Consider the following 20,743-nt stretch of genomic DNA (forward strand, 5'->3'; position numbering starts at 1 on the left):
AGCAGTCCGACCCAAGCGAGACAGCCACATGAATATACTCCGTACGGCCGCTCTTGTGGGCCTTTCAACGCTGGTGTTAAGTGCCTGCGCGAATAATCCCTATGCCAGCCCCCAGTCGGTTGTGCACCATGGTGGGTACAATCAGGGCGTATATCCTCATCACACGCAAGCCTATCAATCGCAGCCCCGGGTGATTGTCGTGCAACAGCCGCACCGCCAGACCTACAGCCAGTCTTCGCGGGTATATACCCAGCCGCATCAGGTGCGCCAGTATAACTATTACCCAGGCTACCAATATCAGCAGCCAAGGCAGCATCAACAACGGCCAAATCAATACCAACAACCAAAAAATGCGCAGCAACACAAGCCCTACAACAAATACCATGACACCCGGCCGCAGCAGCAGCGCCCCAATCAACAACGCCACGAACAGTACCAACGGCCGGACTACAGCGCCCAGCAACAGCAGAATCGCGCTCAGCGTATTGAAAAGCGCGAAACCTGGAGCCAGAACCGCGAGCGCATAACTCAGCAGCCGCGTCGTGAGCAGCAGCGCCAGGGTCATAACCAGGGGCAAGGCAACAAGAATCGCAATTACGGTAGCGGCAGCCGACAGCAGAGTTTAGAGCGCCGCTGAATAGGCAAGGGTTCCAAGACTCAGATAGCAGAAAACCCGCCGAGCGCGGGTTTTCTCGTTTCAGACCAGGTGAGCGGATTATTTGCCGCGCTCAACCTCATCCATGTTCTCGCCAATCTTTTCGGCGTCAATCACATCCAGATCATCACCTTCCACCGGGCCTTCCAGGTCTTTCTCCTGATCCTTGCCAGGGAATTTCTCGTCGATAGTGCCCTTTTCGCCAGGCAATTTCTGTTCATTGCTCATCATTATCTCTCCCAGGCCGGAAATGGGTTGGCCTTAATAATGGGATGCAGGAACGCGCGGCAAGTTCGATTTAATTGGTTCGCTGACCTCGCTTCAGCGTATCCGACGGGCTTTCCCCAAACAGCTGTTTGTAATCCTTGGCGAATTGGCCAGCGTGCCAGAAGCCCCATTCTGCCGAGATATCGGTCACCGTACGTCCGGCTCCCGCCTCGCCCAAAGCCCGGCGTACCTGGTTCAGGCGCGTAACCCGCAGAAAGCGCAAAGGACTAACGCCTAGAATGGTCTCGAAACTGTACTGCAAAGTACGCCGGCTGACATGTGCCAGCTCACATAGTTCGGTCATGGTCACCGGCGCTTCGCCATGTTCGGCAATATGCCCCTTCACCCGGTCCACCACGGCTTTGCGATGGGCATAGCTGGGGATTTGCTCTGGCGCCGGCCCTTCCCGCTGCAACACCTGGAGCAGCGCCATCATCACCAGGTCCTGCGAGTGCTTTTTCGCCGCCAGCGGCATGTCCGAATCAATCAGCCGCGTCAGCACATAGCGCAGATCCTTGACAGTGCCTTCAGGCAAGGCCAGGCGCGGCTGCTCCAGCCGCTGCTCCGGCAGCGCCACGCCCTGAATATCGGCCGCCCGGTGCAGCAAGTCGCGATCCACCACAATACCGAGAATATCAAAGGCCTCCGGCGTCACCAGCTCGAAATCCCGGTTGCCCGGGCGGCACATGATGGTGTTATCGCTGACCGGCATGCCATTGATACGGCATTCCTGGTCATTAGCCGGAATGCCCAGCCAGAGCGCATTCGGCCAAACATTGCATTGTTGGCGTAGTGCCTTGCTGGTGTGCTCACTGAATACTTGCAGACGATCGAACGTCAGCTCTTCAACGCGGCCATAGAATTCACCCTCGCCCAATTGATCATATTCCTGCAGCCAATTGGTCAGATTGCCCGCGTGTTTATCTGCATCCCGCGACTCGGCAATGCACTTATCTAGTGCAGCATGTGGGTAGCTGCGATGTGGCGGTGCATCCGGTTGCGCCCAAAGCATGTTTGTCTCCGTAACGGCATAAGCGTTCAGCACCCGCCAGCCCTGCCCTTGGGGCAAAAAAACGTTGGAATGCGGGTTTGCAATGCCCGTAATCATGCAATTCACAGTCCATGGCACTGCGGCCGCTGTACGATTTGCCAAAACTCGATAGCGGGCCTTCAGGCGCTTCCCGTAGTGTTTATTTAGTCAAATTGAACACCTATGGCGGGAGTCTTCAGCCTATGAGCACGCAATACCGCTACGTACTGGGCAGCAGCACCTATCAGTTTCGCAACCTCGCCGACTTGATGGCCAAGGCCACACCAGCACGCTCTGGCGATCGGCTGGCGGGGGTTATCGCAGAGTCTGCAGAGGAGCGCGCCGTGGCGCAGATGGCCCTGGCCGATCTGCCGCTGAAGACTTTTCTGAACGAAGCGCTGGTCCCCTATGAGAGCGACGAAGTCACGCGGCTGATCATCGACAGTCACAATCTGCATGCCTTCGCTCCTATCGCGCACCTGACCGTTGGCGATTTCCGCAACTGGCTGCTCAGCGACCGCGCCACACCTGAAGTGCTCGCCAGTATCCGCTTGGGCATCACCCCGGAGATGGCGGCGGCCGTCAGCAAACTAATGCGTAATCAGGACCTGATTCTGGTGGCCAAGAAATGCCATGTATCTACGGCCTTTCGCAACACCATAGGTTTGCCTGGGCACCTATCTACCCGCTTGCAGCCCAACCATCCCACCGATGACATGAACGGCATTGCCGCCAGCATGCTCGACGGCTTGCTGTATGGCAGTGGCGACGCGGTGATCGGCATCAATCCCGCCACCGACAACGTGGCGCAGACGGTCAAGCTGCTCAAGCTGATGGACGACGTAATCCAGAAGTACGCCATACCCACCCAGTCCTGCGTGCTGACCCACGTAACCAATACGCTCGAGGCGATCGAGCTGGGCGCGCCGGTCGATCTGGTTTTCCAGTCCATCGGCGGTACTGAAGCCACTAATAGCTCCTTCGGCTTCGACCTGGCGATCCTCGCCGAAGCCCAGGAAGCCGCGCTGGCCCTCAAACGCGGCACCGTGGGCAATAACGTGATGTATTTCGAGACCGGCCAGGGCAGCGCGCTGTCGGCCAATGCCCATCACGGGCTAGACCAGCAAACCTGCGAAACCCGTGCCTATGCCGTGGCCCGGCGCTTCGATCCGCTGCTGATCAACACCGTAGTCGGCTTTATCGGCCCGGAATACCTGTTCGACGGCAAAGAAATCATCCGCGCCGGGCTGGAAGACCATTTCTGCGGCAAGCTGCTCGGCCTGCCGATGGGTTGCGATGTTTGCTACACCAACCACGCTGAAGCCGACCAGAACGACATGGACAACCTGCTGACGTTACTGGGCGTAGCCGGTTGCTCATTCATCATGGGCATCCCCGGTTCTGACGACATCATGCTCAACTACCAGACCACCTCTTTCCACGACGCGCTCTATGCCCGTCGCGTACTGGGGCTGGCGGCCGCGCCGGAATTCGAGCGCTGGCTACGCGAAATGGCGATCTTCAAGAAGGGCGCAGGGCATGTCCTGCATGATCAGCTGCCGCCCGCCTTCAGTCGCTCACTGGCGAGCCTGCCGAGGGGGACCGGCCATGCGTGAACTCGACAATGTCCTGGTCGCACCCGAGCCAAACAGCGCTTCCAGCCCCGAGCAGTACACCGGCGTGGTGCACAACCCGTGGCGCCAGCTACGCGAGTTCACCGATGCCCGCATTGGTTTGGGCCGTACCGGTATCAGCCTGCCAACCAACGAGTTGCTGGCGTTCCAGTTGGCCCATGCCCGCGCCAAAGACGCAGTGCATATGCCGCTGGGTATCCTGCAGCTATGTGCACAATTGCGCGACATTCATGGCCTGCCGGCCTGCGCACCTTACCAACTCAGCAGCCAGGCACCCGACCGTACGAGTTATTTGCAACGCCCGGATCTCGGCCGCCAGCTGGATCAGACCTCGCAAGCCAAATTGAATCATCGTGCGGCAACCGGCAACAACAGCCGTCACCTGGCTATCGTCATCGTCGATGGCTTGTCCGCCCATGCCGTGCAACAGAACGCCGCGCCCTTTCTGCAGGCACTGTGCAAGGAACTGAGCGCCGATAGCCAGACCGACTGGCAGCTGAGTGCGGTGTGCATCGTCGAGCAGGGCCGCGTGGCGATTGCCGATGACATCGGCGAGCGCCTGGGCGCCGATGCAGTGCTGGTACTGATTGGCGAACGGCCTGGCCTCAGCTCGCCAGACAGCCTCGGACTGTACCTGACCTGGGGGCCACGCAAGGGTCTCAACGACGCCGCCCGCAACTGCATATCCAACATTCGCCCCGCCGGCCAGAGCTATACCGACGCCGCGCAACGCACCCTTTACCTGCTGCAGGAGGCCCGGCGTCTGGGCTTGTCGGGCGTCAAGCTGAAAGACCGCAGCGAGTCCCAGGTTATCGAGCATCAGCAGCACAAAAGCAGCAACTTCCTGACCAACTAAAACCGTCCATTTAAGAGACAAACCATGCAAAAAACGCAGATTGACAGTGACTATCTGGCCAAGCGCCAGTTGAAGAAAGGCACCGCAGGTTGGCTACTGTTGGCAGGCCTTGGGGTGTCGTACGTGATTTCCGGCGATTTCGCCGGCTGGAACTTCGGTATCGGACAGGCCGGCTGGGGCGGCTTTGCGATTGCCGCCGTGCTGATGGCGATCATGTATTTCACGCTGGTGCTGTCATTGGCGGAAATGTCCGCGGCGATTCCGGCTGCGGGTGGCGGCTACAGCTTCGCCCGCCAGGCCATGGGCCCGACCGGCGGCTATCTGACCGGCCTCGCGGTACTGATTGAATACGCACTGGCGCCTGCGGCCATTGTCATCTTTATCGGTTCAGCAGTGCAGGAGCTACTGGGTTTTAACGGTCCCTGGGTCTATGCCGCGTTCTATCTGGTGTTTATCGGCGTGCATCTGGCCGGTGTGGGTGAGGCGCTGAAAGCCATGATGGTCATCAGTGGTCTCGCCGTATTCGCGATTGTCGCGACCGGTGTGGCCTTGATCGGCAGTTTTGACGTGAACAACCTGTTCGACATGGCCGTGACCGATGCTGTTGGTGCGTCTACTGCACTGCCGCTCGGCTGGTACGGTGTATGGGCCGCCCTGCCCTTTGCCATGTGGCTGTTCCTGGCGGTAGAAGGTGTACCGCTGGCCGCCGAGGAAGCCAAGGATCCGGCCAAAGACGTGCCCAAGGGCATTATCGGCGCCATGATCTTTCTGCTGTTTACCGCTTTGCTGGTGGTGGTACTAACCGCCGGCTCCGCCGGTGCCGACGCGATCGGCCAAAGCGCCGTGCCCCTGGTCGATGCGCTGAACGCCAACGGTAACAGCACCCTGGCTACCGTGGTCAACGTACTGGGTCTGGCCGGTCTGGTCGCCTCGTTCTTTTCGATTATTTACGGTTACAGCCGGCTGGTGTTCGCCCTGTCCCGCGCCGGATACCTGCCACGCAGCCTGTCACTGACCAGCGCGCGCAAAGTGCCGGCCCGCGCATTGATTGTGCCTGGCATCTTCGGCTTTCTGGTATCGCTGAGCGGTGAAGGCGATCTGATACTGGCCATGGCCGTAGTTGGTGCTACCGTTTCCTATGCGCTAATGGCACTGAGTCATATCCTGCTGCGGATCCGCCAACCGAACATGCCCCGCCCTTACAAAACCCCCGGCGGCGTGGTCACTTCCGGTATTGCGCTGATGCTGTCGCTGGTCGCACTCACTGGCGTATACGCCTTCGACCCGCGCGCATTCAACTACACACTGATCCTGTTCGCGATCGGCGGTGCTTACTACTTTTTCTACAGCAAGCACCATCTGGTCGCCAAGACTGCCGAGGAAGAGTTCGATTTGCTGGCTGATGCGGAATCGGCATTGGATACTGATGCTGCGGATACTGATGCTACGCCGCTGTTAGGAGCCACAGTGGTTAGCCAAGGCTGATAGCCTATTCAGGATGACCCTGGGCGCAGAAAGATCGCGCTCGGGATCGTTCTGGTTATTCGCCGCTGGACTTTGCGCGTTCAAGTATCTCATTACATTCATCTGGCATAGGGCTACTATCAAGGGACTTACATCCGCTGCGGAGCAGAGCTCAATTGAACAGCCAGCCAGGCACCTCACAAAAACAACAAAACGCCCCTCTTCTACACTCACTTGTCATTGTCGCCTGTTCTCTGTTGCTGACGTCGTGCCTTGACGGGAGCGGCTCTTCATCAGACAACAGCGCCGCAACGCCACCGGCCAGCGCCAAACCCAACCTGATTCTGATCATCGCCGATGATGTGGGTGTGGATCAGCTAGCCAGCTTCGGTTTCGGCGGCGTGCAGCCACCGGCCATGCCGACCATCGATAGTCTGGCAGCCACCGGCGTGCGCTTCAGTAATACCTGGTCCATGCCCACCTGCTCGACCACGCGCGCAGCTTTGCTCAGCGGGCGCTATCCGCCGCGCACTAATGTAAACACCGCTATTGTCTCTACCGATTTCGCCAATTCGCAGATGTCGCCCTTCGAGCGTTCGCTGCCGAAAGTACTGGCTGATCAGGGTTATGTCAGCGCCTATATCGGCAAGATTCATGTCACCGGCTCGGATGTGAATCCGGCCAACCACCCCTTTGGCGACGAAGCCATCAGGGCTCTGGGCTTTGACTATTTTGCCGGCTACTTTGACGGCGGCCCACGGCCGATCGACGTGACCGCCGGGTTAGATAATCTCGACAGCAGCGCCGAGCCCTTCACCTGCGGTTTTGTGCCGCTGGCTACCGACCACCCGCAAGGAGCCGATAACGGCGCTTGCTATCAGCCCAGCGGCGCGTGCGAAGCGTTGAGCACCGACGGCAGCTCGGTACCAGGCAAGATGTGCCTGGAGCGCGGCGGCCTGTTTGATCCCAACCAGCAATGCGCCTCGCCACTGCCGGCGTATCTGGACTTCACCCGTCAGAACGCCTATTACACTGCTGAGGTAGTGATCAGTGAAGAGAGTGGCTCGCAGCGGCTGGATGTGGATAATCCCGCCAGCCGCCTGTACCGCACGCAGCTGGAATCCAACTTCGCCATCGACTGGATTCAGTCACACTCGGATGATCAGCCGTGGATGCTCTCGCTCGGCTATTCCGCCTCGCACGCGCCGCTGCAACCAGCGCCGGCCAGCCTGGCACCGGAAACCGGCGCGCTGGATAGCGGCATCGCCTGTGACAACGGCGCCGATACCCGGCAACTGATGAACCAGAACATGGAGGCAATGGATACCGAGATTCGCCGCGTACTGCTGTCGGTAGGCGTGTACATCGAGAACGCCAATGGTGAGCTGGAATACAATCCGGCGAGCAATACCGTAGTGGCATTTATTGGCGATAATGGTACCTACGGTCCCGTGGTCAAGGCACCGTTTCTGCCTGCGCGCAGCAAAGGCACGGTTTACCAGGGCGGTATCTGGGTGCCCTTGATCGTCACTGGTGCAGCGGTCGAGCAGCCCGGCCGCTCAGTCGCCGCGATGATTAACTCCACCGATCTCTATCACCTGTTCGCGACACTGGGCGGTGCTGATCTGAGCGCGCCTGAAGTGGCCGATCGGCTGGATGCGCAAGCCATGGACGATTACCTCGCCAGCGCTGACGCTGCACCGATACGCGACACTAACTTCTCCATGTCCGGCCGCAACCTGGCCGGTGCCATTCCACAGCCCTGCGTGCTGACTGACGTGAATATCTGCCTGCAACTGTTCCCGCAAAAAGGCCTGTGCCTATCCGAAGGCGGCACCTGGTACGGCGACGAAGGCGTAGTGCCCGGCCAGTCGTTCAGCTCCTGTTGTGCAGTCAACACCTATCGGGTGAACGAAGGTGAAGCACCCTTCGACATCCTTGCCGAAACCCAACGCACCGTGCGTGACGACCGCTTCAAGCTGCTGCAGCTGGAAGAACCCAACTGCGATGCCGGCGGCTTGACCGAGCGCTTCGAGTTCTATGCCATCAACGAAAGCGGCTCACCGCTGGGGCTGGATAACCTGGCGGCCCAGGACCTGCTGACCCGCCCTGCACTGACGCCAGAACAACAGCAGCATTACGACGCCCTACTGGCCGAGCTCGACAGCATTGTCGCCTCGGAGCCCAGCTGCCCTGGCGACGGCAATCTGGATCGCGTTATCGACCAGCAGGATGTGGAGGGCTGGACCTACTTCTCGCAGCTCAACGGCGGACGCTCGAGCTGGTACGACTTCAATCTGGATGGCCTGACCGATGCGGCAGACCTGCAGATCATCGAAGACAACCTGGGGCTGGACTGCCTATAAGCTGAACGAAGCGTTGCAAACAGCTCTGTTATCGCATTCGCAAGGAAATGTTGCGGGTTATCGCGGTCATACATAGGGTAGTCTTGCGTTGATGGCATCATCAGCCCAGGGCAACACCGCGAGTCACCCGCAACCAGGAGCACCGATGAGTTTTTTGCAACGGGCCTACCGCCGGCTCAATCCGGAGAAAAAGGCTGATCTGGAACCCGCCTTTCGCTACAGCGCTGAGCACCTGCCGGCGCTCTGGCTGATCGGCAAGACCGGCGCGGGCAAGTCCTCGTTTATCCGCGCGGTCACCGGCCAGAGCGACATCGAGGTCGGGCGCGGCTTTCGCCCCTGCACCGAGACCGCCGTGCGCTACGACTTTCCCGCCAACACCCCGGTAATGACCTTTATGGACACCCGCGGTCTGGCCGAGGCCGGCTATGACGCCTCGGCCGACATCAAGGCCTGCGAAGGCAGCAGTCACGCGCTGGTGATCATCATGCGCGCCGATGACCCCGAGCAATCGGAACTGCTCCGCGCAATCAAACAGATCAAGCGCTCCGGCAAGATCAACAACGCTCTGGTAGTGCATACCGGGATCGAACTGCTCGACACCCCGGATGAGCAACGCCGTTGCGTACTGCACAATCAGCAGGCAATAGAAAAAGTCTGGGGCGAGATTGAGCATGCCGCAGTCGATTTGGTTGGCCGCGATGGCACCCCGGTAGGCATTGAGGGCTTGATTGAAAAGCTCGGCAGTTTTCTGCCAATTGTCGCTGAACTATTCGAGCGCCAGGGCAACAGCAGCGCCGAAGAAGCCAACTTCCAGAAACTCAAGAGCGAGATCATGTGGTATGCCGGCGCGGCCGGTGCCACGGATGCCGTGCCGGTGCTCGGCCTGGTCACAGTACCCACCATCCAGACCAAGATGCTGCACAGCTTGGCCAACGAGTACGGCCTGGAGTGGGACAAACGCCTGATTACCGAGCTGGTCAGTACCCTGGGCGTCGGCTTTGGCGTGCAGTACGCCTCACGGCTGGGTATTCAGCAGTTGGTCAAGCTGATCCCGGTTTACGGCCAGACGGTTGGCGCCGCCTCCGCCGCCGTTACCAGCTACTGCGTCACCTACGCCCTGGGCCGGGTCGGCTGCATCTATTTCTTCAACAAGAAACGCGGCGAGCCCACGTCTGCGCAAGAGCTTAAAGCGACCTACCGCAAAGCCTTCGAACACATCATGCCAGTGGCGAAAAATGACGTTAAAAACGACGCTTAGCGCGGTACGCGCCGCCACCCAGTTCTCTGACCGGCTGACGCCCTTTCTGTTGATCGCCATACTGTTGCCTATCGGGCTGCTGGCGCTCTTTGGCCTGTATGCGATCTTGCGTTACAACTACATTCTGACGTTCGTTGGTCTGCTCGGGCTGTCGACATTGGCCGCCATGCTGCCTTACTTTCTGGCCGCGCGCAGACGGCGCAAAAAAGCCCCACAGCTCGAAGCCAGCCTGGAAGCGAGCCTGGAAAAGGAGATGGAAACCCCCGCCTACTGGACGCCCTGGGACAAACAAGTCCAGCAGACGTTGTTGCCTGACGTTATCACCCTGGTGCAGCGCACCGAAACCTGGCGCGATGTGCCTGAAAGCGCCCTCGAGCTAGCCCGCAGCGTAGCTGCGCAGTACGGCAAGGGCAAACGCCATTCCGAGTGGGCCTTCTCGCCCATTGCGCTGCTGGCGATCACCGAACAGCTGACCCAGCGCTACCGCAGCACGCTCAAGAACAACGTGCCCGGGATTAATCATCTGAAGGTCTCCCACGTACTCTGGCTGGAAGAAAAGGTCGACCAGTTCGCGCCGGCCATGACCCTGGTTAACGTCTACCGCAAGGTGCGTATGCTCACCCCGGAAGGCATGCTCGCTGAACTCGGCAGCCAGGCGTTAGGGCAATCCTTTGAAGGGCTAAGCGATGAAATGCAGCAACGCATGAAACGCCTGCTGCTGCTTGAAGTATTGCGCTCGGCAATCGACCTGTACGGCGGCCACTTCCGCTTTGACGATGACGAGCTGACCATCACTGCCGCCACTCGCAAGGATGACGAGCGCACCGTCGGCAGGCCCGAACCGGTGCGCGTGTGCCTGATTGGCCAGACTGGCGCTGGCAAATCTTCAGTCATTAATGCCCTGACCGAAGGCTGGCAAGCCGAAACCAGCGCCCTGCCCTCAACCGATCGCGGCCTGGTCTATGAATGCAAGGTGGATGGCATTCCGTTCTTGCGCCTGCTCGACTTACCCGGCCTGAATGGTGATGCGAAGATCGAAAAGGTGCTGTTCGAGGAAATGATCCAGGCCGATATGGTGCTCTGGGTCCTGCGCGCCAACCAGCCCGCGCGCAAACTCGACCAGGAGTTCGGCGAGCATTTCCGCCAATGGCACAGCAAACGCATCAACTACCAACCACCACCGCTGATCGGCTTGCTCAATCAGGTCGACCGTCTGGGCCTCCCGAACGACTGGCAGCCGCCCTATGATCTGGACAGCCCCGAGCCCGGCAGCAAGGCCGAGCTGATTCGCGAAGCACTGGATTTCAATCAGGATGTATTGCAGCTGGATGACATACTGCCGCTCTGCGTTTCACCCGAGCGCGAGCAATACAACGTCGACACCCTGCGCGCGCTACTGAGCAAGCGCTATGACAAAGCCATCAACGTGCAACTGAATCGCAAAAGGCGCGAAGCCAGCCGTTTTTCCGCATCGCGGGAATGGAAGCGTGCCCGTAAGGCGGCAGGGTCGTTGGTGGAGTTGATCAAAAAACGGGACTAACCAAGCGGGCTGGGTAAACCTGGAAGCAGCTGAGAGATCAGCTACTTCCAGGGCGCCCATGTCGTTACTGCAACTGCCGGTCCCGCAAACGCGGCCCAGGCAGTACGCCGTTGACCGCATGCGCGGACAACAAACGCCCACTGGTCATGCCAGCGATTTGATAACTACGGTCCGTGGTCGAGTTAATTACCTGCTCCACCAGAGCGACAACCAGCAGCCCGACTAACCCGCCACCACTATTATTGTTCTGCTCGGTGCTGGAGGCCGTTGCTTGCCCCTTCCACAACAGCTGCCCGGAGCGGCTGTCAACCAAGGAAGCCTCGGCAGTGACGCGCGTATCACTGGCCAGCAGCTGATAACTGGTACCGTATCGGGTGATCTTGATATACATCACCGAGTCAGCGCCGAAAACCTCGTTGAGCCTATCCAGACCCAATGAGTGAATTTCCTCTGGGTTAGTCAAACCATTTTCACGGAAGGTTTCTTCCACCACCGCAACCGGAAAAACATAGTAACCGGCTTCGGCGAGCGGCAAGCTGACGTGGGTCAGAAAGCTGTAGCTGGCGCTGGTGTCCAAGGATTCATTGACCGGCGGCAATACCAGAATCGATCTCGGACTGCTCTCGCGAAACGCCGTGTAATCATACGGCGTGGTTGTCGCGCAACCTGTCAGTAAGCCAGTCAGCACAGCCACAACGGCCATCATGCGTAACGTCATTGGGATACCTCCGGCTGGGCTTTCATCACGTAATCGACGAAATGTGCCGACTCAGGAAACAACTGTTTCTCCATACCAAACTGTTCACGCGCTTCAACTTCACGGCCAGTATTGAAATAGAGCATGCCAAGGTGCGCATGAAGACCTGGAGGCACACTTTGGCCCTGCGCCTCAGCGCGTTGCAGCGTCGCCTCAAGTGCATCTATCTGCGCGGCATAGTCGGTAATGCCATCCTTATGGTGCTGATAGAGTGCCGGCTGGTAGCTGCCCCAGTGGTAGAGCGGTTGTTGAACCGGCGCGCAGGCACCCAACAGACAAGCGCCCGCCAGGAGAACCGCTTTGGAAAAAATAGCGTTCATTACAAATCCTTTTGTGTTGATCAGTTCCTGGAAGGGTTCCAGGCACCGGTTTCCATACCCTGCACCAAATTATTCACCGCTTCGCGGATGGCCAGATCAAGTACCTTGCCGTTGAGTGTGGCGTCATACCCGGCAGTACCGCCAAAGCCAATCACCTCACGATTCGACAGGCTATACTCGCCAGCACCCTGAACCGAGTAAGCCACCTCGGACGTAGCCACATTCACCACGTTTAGATTGACCTTGGCATAGGCCACCTGCGACATGCCCCGGCCGAGAATCCCAAACAACTGCTGATCGCCAACCGTCTTGCGGCCAAACTCAGTCACGTCACCGGTAAGCACGTAGGCTGCACCTTTGATCGATTGCGTCACGCCGCTGTAGCCAGCTTCGCTCTGCAACTGGGCCATATTGGTCCGCTCAAGCACATTGAAACGGTTGGTCTGCTGCAGATGCGTCACTAGCGTCGTTTTCGCCTGATTACCCAGACGATCAACCCCATCTGAGAAGATGCCGCGCTGGTAGCTGGAACGGTTATCAAACTGGCCCACAGCAATCAAGGAGCGTTCGCCCTGATAAGCGGTGCCGTAGCTGGTGACTTTGGGGACTTCAAGTGTACGGGAGGATTCGGTGGCACAACCACCAAGCACAAACAAAGCTGCCAGTGCGGCCGGCAACGCGGATTTATAAATCACGGATAAGAGTCCTTTCTGTAAATGAGTAGTGGCCGGGCGATATTATCAGGTCCCTTGTCCCGCGGGAATACGCTCTAGGGTAGATAACCTATTCAGCAAGCGACACTAGCCAATATGCGTAGACAACTTGTGCACCGCCGCAATCTCACCGCTCCAAATCATTTCGTAATGCGCCGTCTGCACTATCGATTTGACCTGCTTGGGTGTAAACAGCCCCCAGCACACGCCTTCCGGCTGGCGGACTGAGTGATAACGCAGAGCCGTAGCCGAAGCATCCAGGGCGCTGCGGCCCAGCAAGCGTGATGCGCTGTAGTCGGTGGACGAGTAGATCGGATCGTTACGGGGAATGGTCAAGGCATCCAAAGCACCCGCCTCATTAAACCGCGTGGTCAGCCCGCGAAACACAAAGCGCTCGTAACGCAGATCCGGCACGTGCGACCAATAGGCCTGCTGGTGATAGCGCACCTCAGCAATCGCGGTCTCCATCGAGTCCGCCAAATACAGCACACCAAAGCTGCCATCGCTAAAGCGCGAGCCTTCCGGGTTCACATGGGTAAAAGGCGCCGCCGCATAGGAACAGCCCTGTATACCAAAGGGGATTTGCTCGCGCGGTAACAATTCCAAACGGCCGGCCTGGCTGAGCATACGCGGATTGGTCAAGGCCTGAAGGGCATACAGCTGCTCAAACTCTTCCTCGCTGGCCACGTCATCAAAGATCGCAATCGGCGGAAACTTGGAATGCACCAGGCGATAGGCCCGCACGGTATTGCCAGGCAACACCTGCAGATCAGCCGCCACTACCACTGCCCGCCCCGCAACGCATCGATGCGCCGGAAGGTTTCATACACCGCGACAATATCGCCCTCGCCCATCACCTGCAGCGGCGAGCGTCCAAAGAAAAACGCGTTGTCGTTGGGCATGCGCATAAAGCCGTAGAGGTTCTCCGGGTTATCAAAAATCGTCCGCAGCGCCGCGTGCATATTCAAAACAAAGCTCACCCGCGCAAGCTGATCGCGATCCAGATTGATCGACGCCAACCCATCCTTGCGCTTGGCCCGGGCATAGGTGCTATGCGATACCCGCAGTATTGCCTCCCCCTGCTCCCCCGTCGCACCCCATTTATCCAGGATGGCGACAGCGGCCCGCAGGCCAGTGGCAGAGGTAGCTTTGTTCTCGGATGTGGCGAGTGCAGTCAGCATGGCAATGACTCCGACTAAAAATGTATCTACAAACACTATACGCCAATAATAATATCTGTAAATACATCAAGCGCACATGCCATCAGCGATCGAGCATTGGCTCTTTCACAGCAACATCAACCTTCTCGCTCAAGAAGGTCTCAAGCGAGTCATCCATCGCATCCATCCACGGTGTGTGGTGCGTGGGTGCCAGGGTGCCCGTCAACGTTGAACGGTAGCTCTTGTTACGATAGCCAAGGATGTCCTGCTCCTTGTGGTGCTCCCATTCCTTGAAGATCACCGCTACGCCTTCTACATCGAAGTCCGGGTAATCCGTGGGCTGCACCAGATCGCGGATATAGGCAGCCTGAAAATCAATCGCCTGGAACGGATCTTCCACCTGCGCTTCACGCGCCACCCAGGTCGCCATATCGGCAGCGCGCTGGTTCTCGTCCGGCAACGCAATGCGCCCCAGGATCACATCCCGTGCGTACCAGGCTTGCGCGTCAAACATGTTGAAGGTGTAGTACTGATCCTGCATGCCGAGAAACATCAGCTTCGGGTTCTGCTCGAAGAAGATGCCCTTATACAGGCTCTGCGGATACAAGCGGTTCGCCGTGTTCAACGTCAGGTTATCGGGCAGGAACGGAAAGTGATGCTGGTAACCGGTACAGAGCACAATTGCATCCACGTCCTGGCTGCTACCGTCCTTGAAATAGGCTGTTTTGCCTACCACTTTAATAAGCAAAGGTACTTCTTTGAACGAATCGGGCCAGTCGAAACCCATAGGCTGGGTGCGATAGCTGAAAGTGACCGACTTGGCTCCGTACTTGTGGCACTGGGTGCCTATGTCCTCAGCGGAATAGCTACTACCCACCAGCAGCAGATCCTTACCTTTGAATTCGCAGGCATCACGGAAGTCATGCGCGTGCATCACCCGCCCTGGAAACTGCTCCAGGCCTTCGAACCAGGGCGCATTAGGCGTGGAAAAGTGCCCGGTGGCACAGACCACATAATCGAACTCTTCGGTGCACAGCACATCCTGCTTCAGGTCTCGCACGGTCACCGCGAACTTGCCGGTGTCTTCTGAGTAATCTACCCAGTGCACTGCGGTATTGAAGCGGATGTATTTTCTAGCGCCGCTCTTGTCGACCCGACCCATGATGTAATCACGCAACACGGCGCGCGGCGGATACGAGGGAATCGGCCGGCCAAAATGCTCTTCAAAGCTGTAGTCAGCAAACTCCAGGCATTCTTTCGGCCCGTTGGACCACAGGTAACGGTACATGCTGCCGTGAACCGGCTCGCCGTAGGCATCCAGGCCGGTGCGCCAGGTGTAATTCCACATCCCACCCAGGTCGCTCTGTTTTTCATAACACACAATCTCGGGTATCTCGGCGCCGCCAAGGCGGGCCGCTTCAAAAGCGCGAATTTGGGCTAATCCACTTGGGCCAGCCCCAAGAATGGCGATTCGTAAGCTCATGGTATTCCTCTATTCAAATTAGCAAGGTCCAACCCACCCATAAAACCAGCGGGCAGACGACTTTCTCGGCAACGAGAAAGATGCACGCAGTGGCGTGCAAAAAAGCAGGATTAACTGCGGATAGTTAACGCTCCCAGGCCATGTGAACCAGAGTCTACAAAGGCAAGGAGCATCAAGATAAAAGTCGAACTGTAAGCCGCGGGGGCTGTGTCGCATAACGTCGAAACCGCGCCAGAAAGACGGGCTCGAGATGACCGGAAGAAGCAGCGCAATACTGTATTCCGTGGCGCTCTAGTGAATAAGCGAGGGGCTATGGTAACACAGATGCGGCCTCAGGCCGGGGCACGCCGCCATACGGTCGCCAGCCACGGCTGCTGATCACGCGGTAAACCGGCAGGCCTGTAGTAGTGCTCAATCTCGACAAAACCCGCCGCCTGCATAAACGCGCGCCAGGTCTCCAGCCGGTAATAGGCCGCATAGCGATCACCCGTCCAGCCTTCCTGATCATCTCCGCGCGGGTTGGAGCTAAACAACACGCCGCCCGGTTTCAGCGTGTGATGCAACTGCCGCAACGCGGCGGGCAATATCTTGCTGGGAATATGAAACAGCGTCGCGTTGGCAAAAATCCCGTCGAAACGCTCCGCCGGCAAATCCAGCATCAGAAAGTCCTGCAGCCATACTTCGCAACCACTGTCCTGCTTGGCCATCTCGACAAAGCGCTCGCAACCATCCAGCCCCACCGCCACATGCCCCAGCGCCGTAAAGGTGCGCAGATCCCGCCCCGGCCCGCAGCCCATATCCAGTATCTGCAGCGGCGCGGGCGCCTGAATATGCCGCAGCAAGGCATCAATGTTCTGGCTTACATCATGATCGCGCGTACCCTCGCGAAAGCCCTCGGCATTCTGCTGATAGTGTTTCAGCGTCTGCCGGGCCAGCCCGGCCAACTCATCCTGCGGTTTGGCGTGGGTGTCGGATTGCGCGTCGATAAGGCGTTGCAGGCTATGGCGGTCAGACATGGGGTGGCTTGGCTCCAGCTGTAATCATCGGTCATAGACTAGCGCGTTAGAGCCGAACATGCTCAACCGTATGACAAATACACTCGCGTAATACGCGGGTTTGCCAGTTTGGCCGAAGTAAAGACATCCATCAATTTGGCCCTTTTGTTACAGAGGTTTACTGCTTCAGGCAACTCGACGCTTGATAGGTTATAAAGAACAAAAAAAAGTCCTAGCGCCCTCAGCGAGAAACCCCATGTCCGAAAACGCCAGAACGGACCGCATGAAAATCGACGTAACCCAACTCACCATTGGGATGTATGTATTCGAACTGGACCGTCCCTGGACAGACACCAGCTTTTTATTTCAAGGTTTTCGCATTCGCCAGCAGCAGGAAATATGGTTGCTGCAGGAAGTGTGTAAACATGTCTGGGTTGATTCCAGACGTACCGTAGGCGTGAAACAGCAACTGATAGAAAACCATGCTCAGTCAGCCAGTTTGCAGCCTATTGTTGGCAAGGTCGAATTCAATCAAGAGGTCGATCAGGCCTCCCCCGCCTGGCATGCTGCACGCGAAGAATCATTGCGCATTCTCGACGCAGTCAGGATGGGCCAAGAGCTGGACGTCCAGGCGGTGAAAGCCGTGGTCAAGGAATGCGTTGACAGTATTCTTCGCAACCCTGCTGCCATGCTCTGGTTGGCCAGAATCAAACACAGCGACGATTACACCGCCGAACATTCGCTGCGGGTCTCCATACTCGCTATAGCCTTAGCCAGAGAACTTGGACTGCCGGATTACCAACTCGAACAGATTGGTGTCTGTGGCATGTTGCATGATGTTGGCAAGATTAAAGTACCTAACGAGATTCTCAACAAACCCGGCGCACTCACCGCAGAGGAACTGCGCATTATGCAGAGCCATGCGCTTGAAGGGCGCAAGCTATTAATGAGTAATCAGCAGATCACCCCAGCCACAGTAGATGTCGCCTACTCCCACCATGAACGCCTGGATGGCAAGGGTTACCCACGCGGCCTCGACGCAAGCAGAATCCCCTACTTTGCGAAAATTATCGCGGTAGTCGATGCCTATGACGCCATCAACAGCGACCGGGTCTACAGCAAAGGCAAGTCCAGCCTGGAGTCGCTACGCATTCTCCTTGACGCCGCCAACAGTCATTTCGATGAAGAAATAGTAGGTCACTTTATCCGTCTGATAGGTATCTACCCACCCGGGGAAATTGTCGAGCTGACCAATGGCGAGGTGGGCATCATTATTGGCTGCCCACCCAGTAACAAACTCAAACCGAAAATACTGCGCGTGCTGGATGCCAACAAAGAAATCTGCAGGGAAATCGTTATCGACCTGGCCAATACGACTGCCGATGCCAGTGGCAAGCCTTACAGGATTCACGAGGTACACAGCAGTGGTGCCTTTGGTATTGATATCGACGCCTACCGTCGCAAGGGCCTGCTAATCCCGGCCAATCTATAAACAGGGTAACTGAGAATCTTATCGAAATCAGCGTGCTGCTTCCGGATGAAAGGTCTGAACGATTTTGCACAGTACTGAGTACTTCACAGTCATGATGCTTTTTTAACTTTGAAGCGACTTAGCTCGCGCTGCATCGCCGAAGCCCGCGCAGAAAGATCCCTTGCTGCCACCGCACAATCTTGCGAATTAGACTGGTTTTGCTGCGTCACTTCATCGATCTGCTCAAGGCCAATGCTGGCCTGCTGTAAGCCAGAAGCCTGCTCACTGGAAGCTTGGTAGATTAGAGAAACCAAGGTAGACACCGCGCTGGTTCCACTGACGATATTTTTAAGCGACTCCGCAGTTCGACCAGCGATGATCATTCCGCGTTGCGTTTTGGTCGCCGAGTCGGCGATCAGCGCTGCCGTCTGCTGGGCTGCCTCAGCGCTTCGTGCGGCGAGGCTACGCACCTCGTCGGCCACCACTGCAAAACCACGCCCAAGCTCGCCTGCCCTTGCAGCCTCAATCGCGGCATTTAACGCCAACAGGTTAGTTTGCGCAGCAATGTTATCGATGGTGGTAATGATCGCAGTGATGTCTTTGCCCGAATTGTCGATTTCCGTCATGGCGGCAATGAGTTCGCTCATCAGCTTGTCACTTTCGCCGGCGTCAGCCCGTGAAGCTTCGGATTGCTCATCGGCTTTTTTGGCGTTCTCAGCGTTATCCGACGTCTGAGCGGCCATCTGTGTCATGACCGCACTGATTTCGGTAATGGAAGAGGCAGAACTTGACGCTCCGTCTGATAGCGATTGACTCAGGTCGGCAACCTGGTCCGAACTACCGGTAATCTGGGTGGCGCTACCCTGTACCTCGGATATAAGGTTATTCAGGTTGCTGACCATCTTCTCTAGCGACTTGCCAAGGGTGTCATGAGGTGAGGACAACCTGACCTCCAAATCAAGATCGCCTTCAGAAATGCGCTCTGCCACCCTAACCTGGCGTTGCAAGCTTTCAGACATATCGTTCAAAGCGAGCGACAGCTGCCCTACTTCATCCTCAGATTGCTGAACTAGACGGCTGGAGAAGTCACCTAAACTGATATTGGCTGCCAGTGCTGCGGCGTCCCGGATCGGCCCAACGATTTTCGCTGCTGCAAACCATAATACTGCCAAAGCCAACAGCGAAATGCCCAATCCTACTATCACCTGCCAGATACTGTTACTGACGCTGCGCGCGCCCAACTCACTATCCAAGGCGATTGCCTGACTCATGACTACTGCTTTAGGCAGACGAATCAACAATGCCCATGGCTTACCGGTGCGCCCGAGCTGAATCGGCATCAGCACTTCAATATTTTCAGTTGCTTGATTGAGCAGGCTTTGACCGCGGCCACTTTGAATATTGGCTAAAACCTCTTCCCAGGATTCAGGCAGCAACGCTTTGATCGGCTGACCAATAAGGTCTATGTGCTGACTGTCAGCCACCACCAACCCTTGATTACTCATAATGGTCACAGAGCCTTTACCGTCATAAAGGTCCGCCGACATCTGTTCGCTCAGCCTTTGGATGAAGGCGATATCGAAATCAGCACCGACTACACCGTAAAATTTGCCATCAGCGATAATCGGAACCGACAAGGTTGTCAGCCAGACCTTTTTGCCCTGCACAACATACGGAATCGGATCCAATACACTTTCTGTCAGCGTTGAGCGCGGGCCGCTGTACCAGCCGCCCTTAAGAACACCATTGGGATGGCGGTCTGTGGAGTCATATTCCACCAGAGGCTGCACCGCAACATGGCCGTCTGCGCTGCGTGTCCAGTAAGGCGTGAAGCGCCCGGTCGACGGGTTGCTGCCGTCTTCGCCGTTGGTGAACGCAAAATCATTCCCGTCCAACGCATTCGGCTCCCAGCATGAATAGGTGCCGTTGAAGTCAGGGTTATCCTTCAAGACGTTAAGCAGCACAGTATTAATCTGTTCACGCCCCAGATCTAAAGGGCTCTGTGAGGTTTTGCTTGCGGCAAAGGCACTGGCCATAGTGCGAGCAGCATCCAGGGCATTCTGCAATTTGGACTGGATAGCATTCGCACGGGACTCAGCCAGATTTTGAATCTCGCGGATGGTTGACTCTTCAACGAGCGCCGATACTTCCACAGACACATACTGGTCATTTGCCCGAGAGGTAAACAGCCCATATATGACCAGGCTAGCAGATGAAACAAGCAAGCATAGACCTGCCGTTACACAAATACGTGCCTGCAATGACTTAAGCTTCATGATATGACATGCCCACTATTTTTTTGCCTACGTTAAATACGACGGCCCTTTGTGTCTTTAGAGCAATTAACGAATTACGATCAAATCAACAGCTTTCTAATAATTACCTATTCTTTTAAATGGCAGCTCAACTGCAGGAAAAAGGTAATAAACAGCGCTGCCAGGGCGGCAGGCAAAGCGGATTTATAGATCACCAACATCAGTCTTTTATGAGGCTCCTGTGATGGCGCAGCGATATTATCAGGAGCAAAATTTGGCGGACATAGTACTTAGTAACAACGCATTACCGCCTTTAGCATCACATCTCCTCTAGGCGCATGTTCCGTCATCAGCTCCGCAACCCAGTCGATAAACACCCGCAGTTTGACGCTGATATGGCGGTTGGGCGGATAGGCCACATAGAGTGGCATCGGGGTAGCTTGGCTGTATGGCTTTGATTTTGAGATCAAGATGATTGCCAAGATTCCAGAGGTTTCAGAGGGGTAACCCGCCCACATC

The 20,743-nt window shown here is 57.1% G+C and carries 17 protein-coding genes and 1 pseudogene; 8 read left to right on the forward strand and 10 right to left on the reverse strand.

Annotated elements, in window-relative coordinates:
- Positions 1-28: 28 nt before the first annotated feature.
- Entirely contained in the window at positions 29-637 is a 609-nt protein-coding gene (locus tag K787_RS25055; RefSeq protein WP_152486818.1) for a hypothetical protein, read from the forward strand.
- Between the two features lie 78 nt (positions 638-715).
- On the opposite strand, the gene K787_RS25215 is transcribed toward K787_RS25055, so the two are convergent.
- Positions 716-886, reverse strand: coding sequence for a hypothetical protein (locus tag K787_RS25215; RefSeq protein ID WP_022962710.1), 171 nt, complete (start codon positions 884-886; stop codon positions 716-718).
- Positions 887-953: 67 nt separating this feature from the next.
- Entirely contained in the window at positions 954-1,934 is a 981-nt protein-coding gene (locus tag K787_RS0110235; RefSeq protein ID WP_028614817.1) for a helix-turn-helix domain-containing protein, read from the reverse strand.
- 221 nt (positions 1,935-2,155) lie between these two features.
- On the opposite strand from K787_RS0110235, the gene K787_RS0110240 reads away from it, so the two are divergent.
- The 6 genes and pseudogenes from K787_RS0110240 (at position 2,156) to K787_RS0110265 (ending at position 11,070) form a co-directional block, all read left to right on the forward strand.
- Positions 2,156-3,568: an ethanolamine ammonia-lyase subunit EutB gene (locus tag K787_RS0110240; protein WP_022962712.1), complete on the forward strand. Its 1,413-nt coding sequence runs from the start codon at positions 2,156-2,158 to the stop codon at positions 3,566-3,568.
- Positions 3,561-4,442: an ethanolamine ammonia-lyase subunit EutC gene (eutC, locus tag K787_RS0110245; RefSeq protein ID WP_022962713.1), complete on the forward strand. Its 882-nt coding sequence runs from the start codon at positions 3,561-3,563 to the stop codon at positions 4,440-4,442. The genes K787_RS0110240 and eutC overlap by 8 nt, the downstream gene beginning before the upstream one ends.
- 24 nt (positions 4,443-4,466) lie before the next feature.
- Positions 4,467-5,861: pseudogene (gene eat / locus K787_RS0110250) on the forward strand (ethanolamine permease); the annotation flags it as partial.
- Between the two features lie 302 nt (positions 5,862-6,163).
- The gene (locus tag K787_RS0110255) at positions 6,164-8,272 is read left to right on the forward strand and encodes a sulfatase-like hydrolase/transferase (protein WP_201765103.1); all 2,109 of its coding nucleotides are present in this window, start codon (positions 6,164-6,166) and stop codon (positions 8,270-8,272) included.
- 145 nt (positions 8,273-8,417) lie between these two features.
- Positions 8,418-9,530, forward strand: coding sequence for a YcjF family protein (locus K787_RS0110260; protein ID WP_022962716.1), 1,113 nt, complete (start codon positions 8,418-8,420; stop codon positions 9,528-9,530).
- Entirely contained in the window at positions 9,508-11,070 is a 1,563-nt protein-coding gene (locus tag K787_RS0110265; RefSeq protein ID WP_022962717.1) for a GTPase family protein, read from the forward strand. Before K787_RS0110260 ends, K787_RS0110265 begins: the two co-directional genes overlap by 23 nt.
- A gap of 64 nt (positions 11,071-11,134) precedes the next feature.
- Here the strand turns inward: K787_RS0110265 and K787_RS0110270 are convergent, their stop codons facing one another.
- From K787_RS0110270 to K787_RS0110300, 7 genes are all read right to left on the reverse strand, one after another.
- A complete protein-coding gene (locus tag K787_RS0110270; RefSeq protein WP_022962718.1) occupies positions 11,135-11,788 on the reverse strand; it encodes a DUF799 domain-containing protein in 654 nt (217 codons plus the stop codon).
- Positions 11,785-12,147, reverse strand: coding sequence for a DUF4810 domain-containing protein (locus K787_RS0110275; protein ID WP_022962719.1), 363 nt, complete (start codon positions 12,145-12,147; stop codon positions 11,785-11,787). The genes K787_RS0110270 and K787_RS0110275 overlap by 4 nt, the downstream gene beginning before the upstream one ends.
- A gap of 20 nt (positions 12,148-12,167) precedes the next feature.
- Positions 12,168-12,839, reverse strand: coding sequence for a CsgG/HfaB family protein (locus K787_RS0110280; RefSeq protein WP_040640938.1), 672 nt, complete (start codon positions 12,837-12,839; stop codon positions 12,168-12,170).
- Between the two features lie 108 nt (positions 12,840-12,947).
- Positions 12,948-13,640 (reverse strand): RES family NAD+ phosphorylase, encoded by a 693-nt coding sequence (locus K787_RS0110285; protein ID WP_022962721.1) that lies wholly within the window; start codon positions 13,638-13,640, stop codon positions 12,948-12,950.
- Positions 13,640-14,041 (reverse strand): MbcA/ParS/Xre antitoxin family protein, encoded by a 402-nt coding sequence (locus tag K787_RS0110290; protein ID WP_022962722.1) that lies wholly within the window; start codon positions 14,039-14,041, stop codon positions 13,640-13,642. The genes K787_RS0110285 and K787_RS0110290 overlap by 1 nt, the downstream gene beginning before the upstream one ends.
- Before the next feature lie 82 nt (positions 14,042-14,123).
- Positions 14,124-15,503 (reverse strand): trimethylamine monooxygenase, encoded by a 1,380-nt coding sequence (locus tag K787_RS0110295; RefSeq protein WP_022962723.1) that lies wholly within the window; start codon positions 15,501-15,503, stop codon positions 14,124-14,126.
- A gap of 332 nt (positions 15,504-15,835) precedes the next feature.
- A complete protein-coding gene (locus tag K787_RS0110300; protein WP_022962724.1) occupies positions 15,836-16,519 on the reverse strand; it encodes a class I SAM-dependent methyltransferase in 684 nt (227 codons plus the stop codon).
- Positions 16,520-16,754: 235 nt separating this feature from the next.
- On the opposite strand from K787_RS0110300, the gene K787_RS0110305 reads away from it, so the two are divergent.
- Complete coding sequence (locus K787_RS0110305; RefSeq protein ID WP_084672021.1) at positions 16,755-17,990, forward strand: cyclic di-GMP phosphodiesterase; 1,236 nt, start codon at positions 16,755-16,757, stop codon at positions 17,988-17,990.
- 89 nt (positions 17,991-18,079) lie between these two features.
- Here K787_RS0110305 and K787_RS0110310 read toward each other — a convergent pair whose 3' ends face one another.
- On the reverse strand, positions 18,080-20,245 hold the full coding sequence (locus K787_RS0110310; protein WP_028614825.1) for a methyl-accepting chemotaxis protein: 2,166 nt from the start codon (positions 20,243-20,245) through the stop codon (positions 18,080-18,082).
- Positions 20,246-20,743 lie beyond the last annotated feature (498 nt).

This window comes from Halopseudomonas pelagia CL-AP6, assembly GCF_000410875.1.
GTDB lineage: Bacteria > Pseudomonadota > Gammaproteobacteria > Pseudomonadales > Pseudomonadaceae > Halopseudomonas > Halopseudomonas pelagia.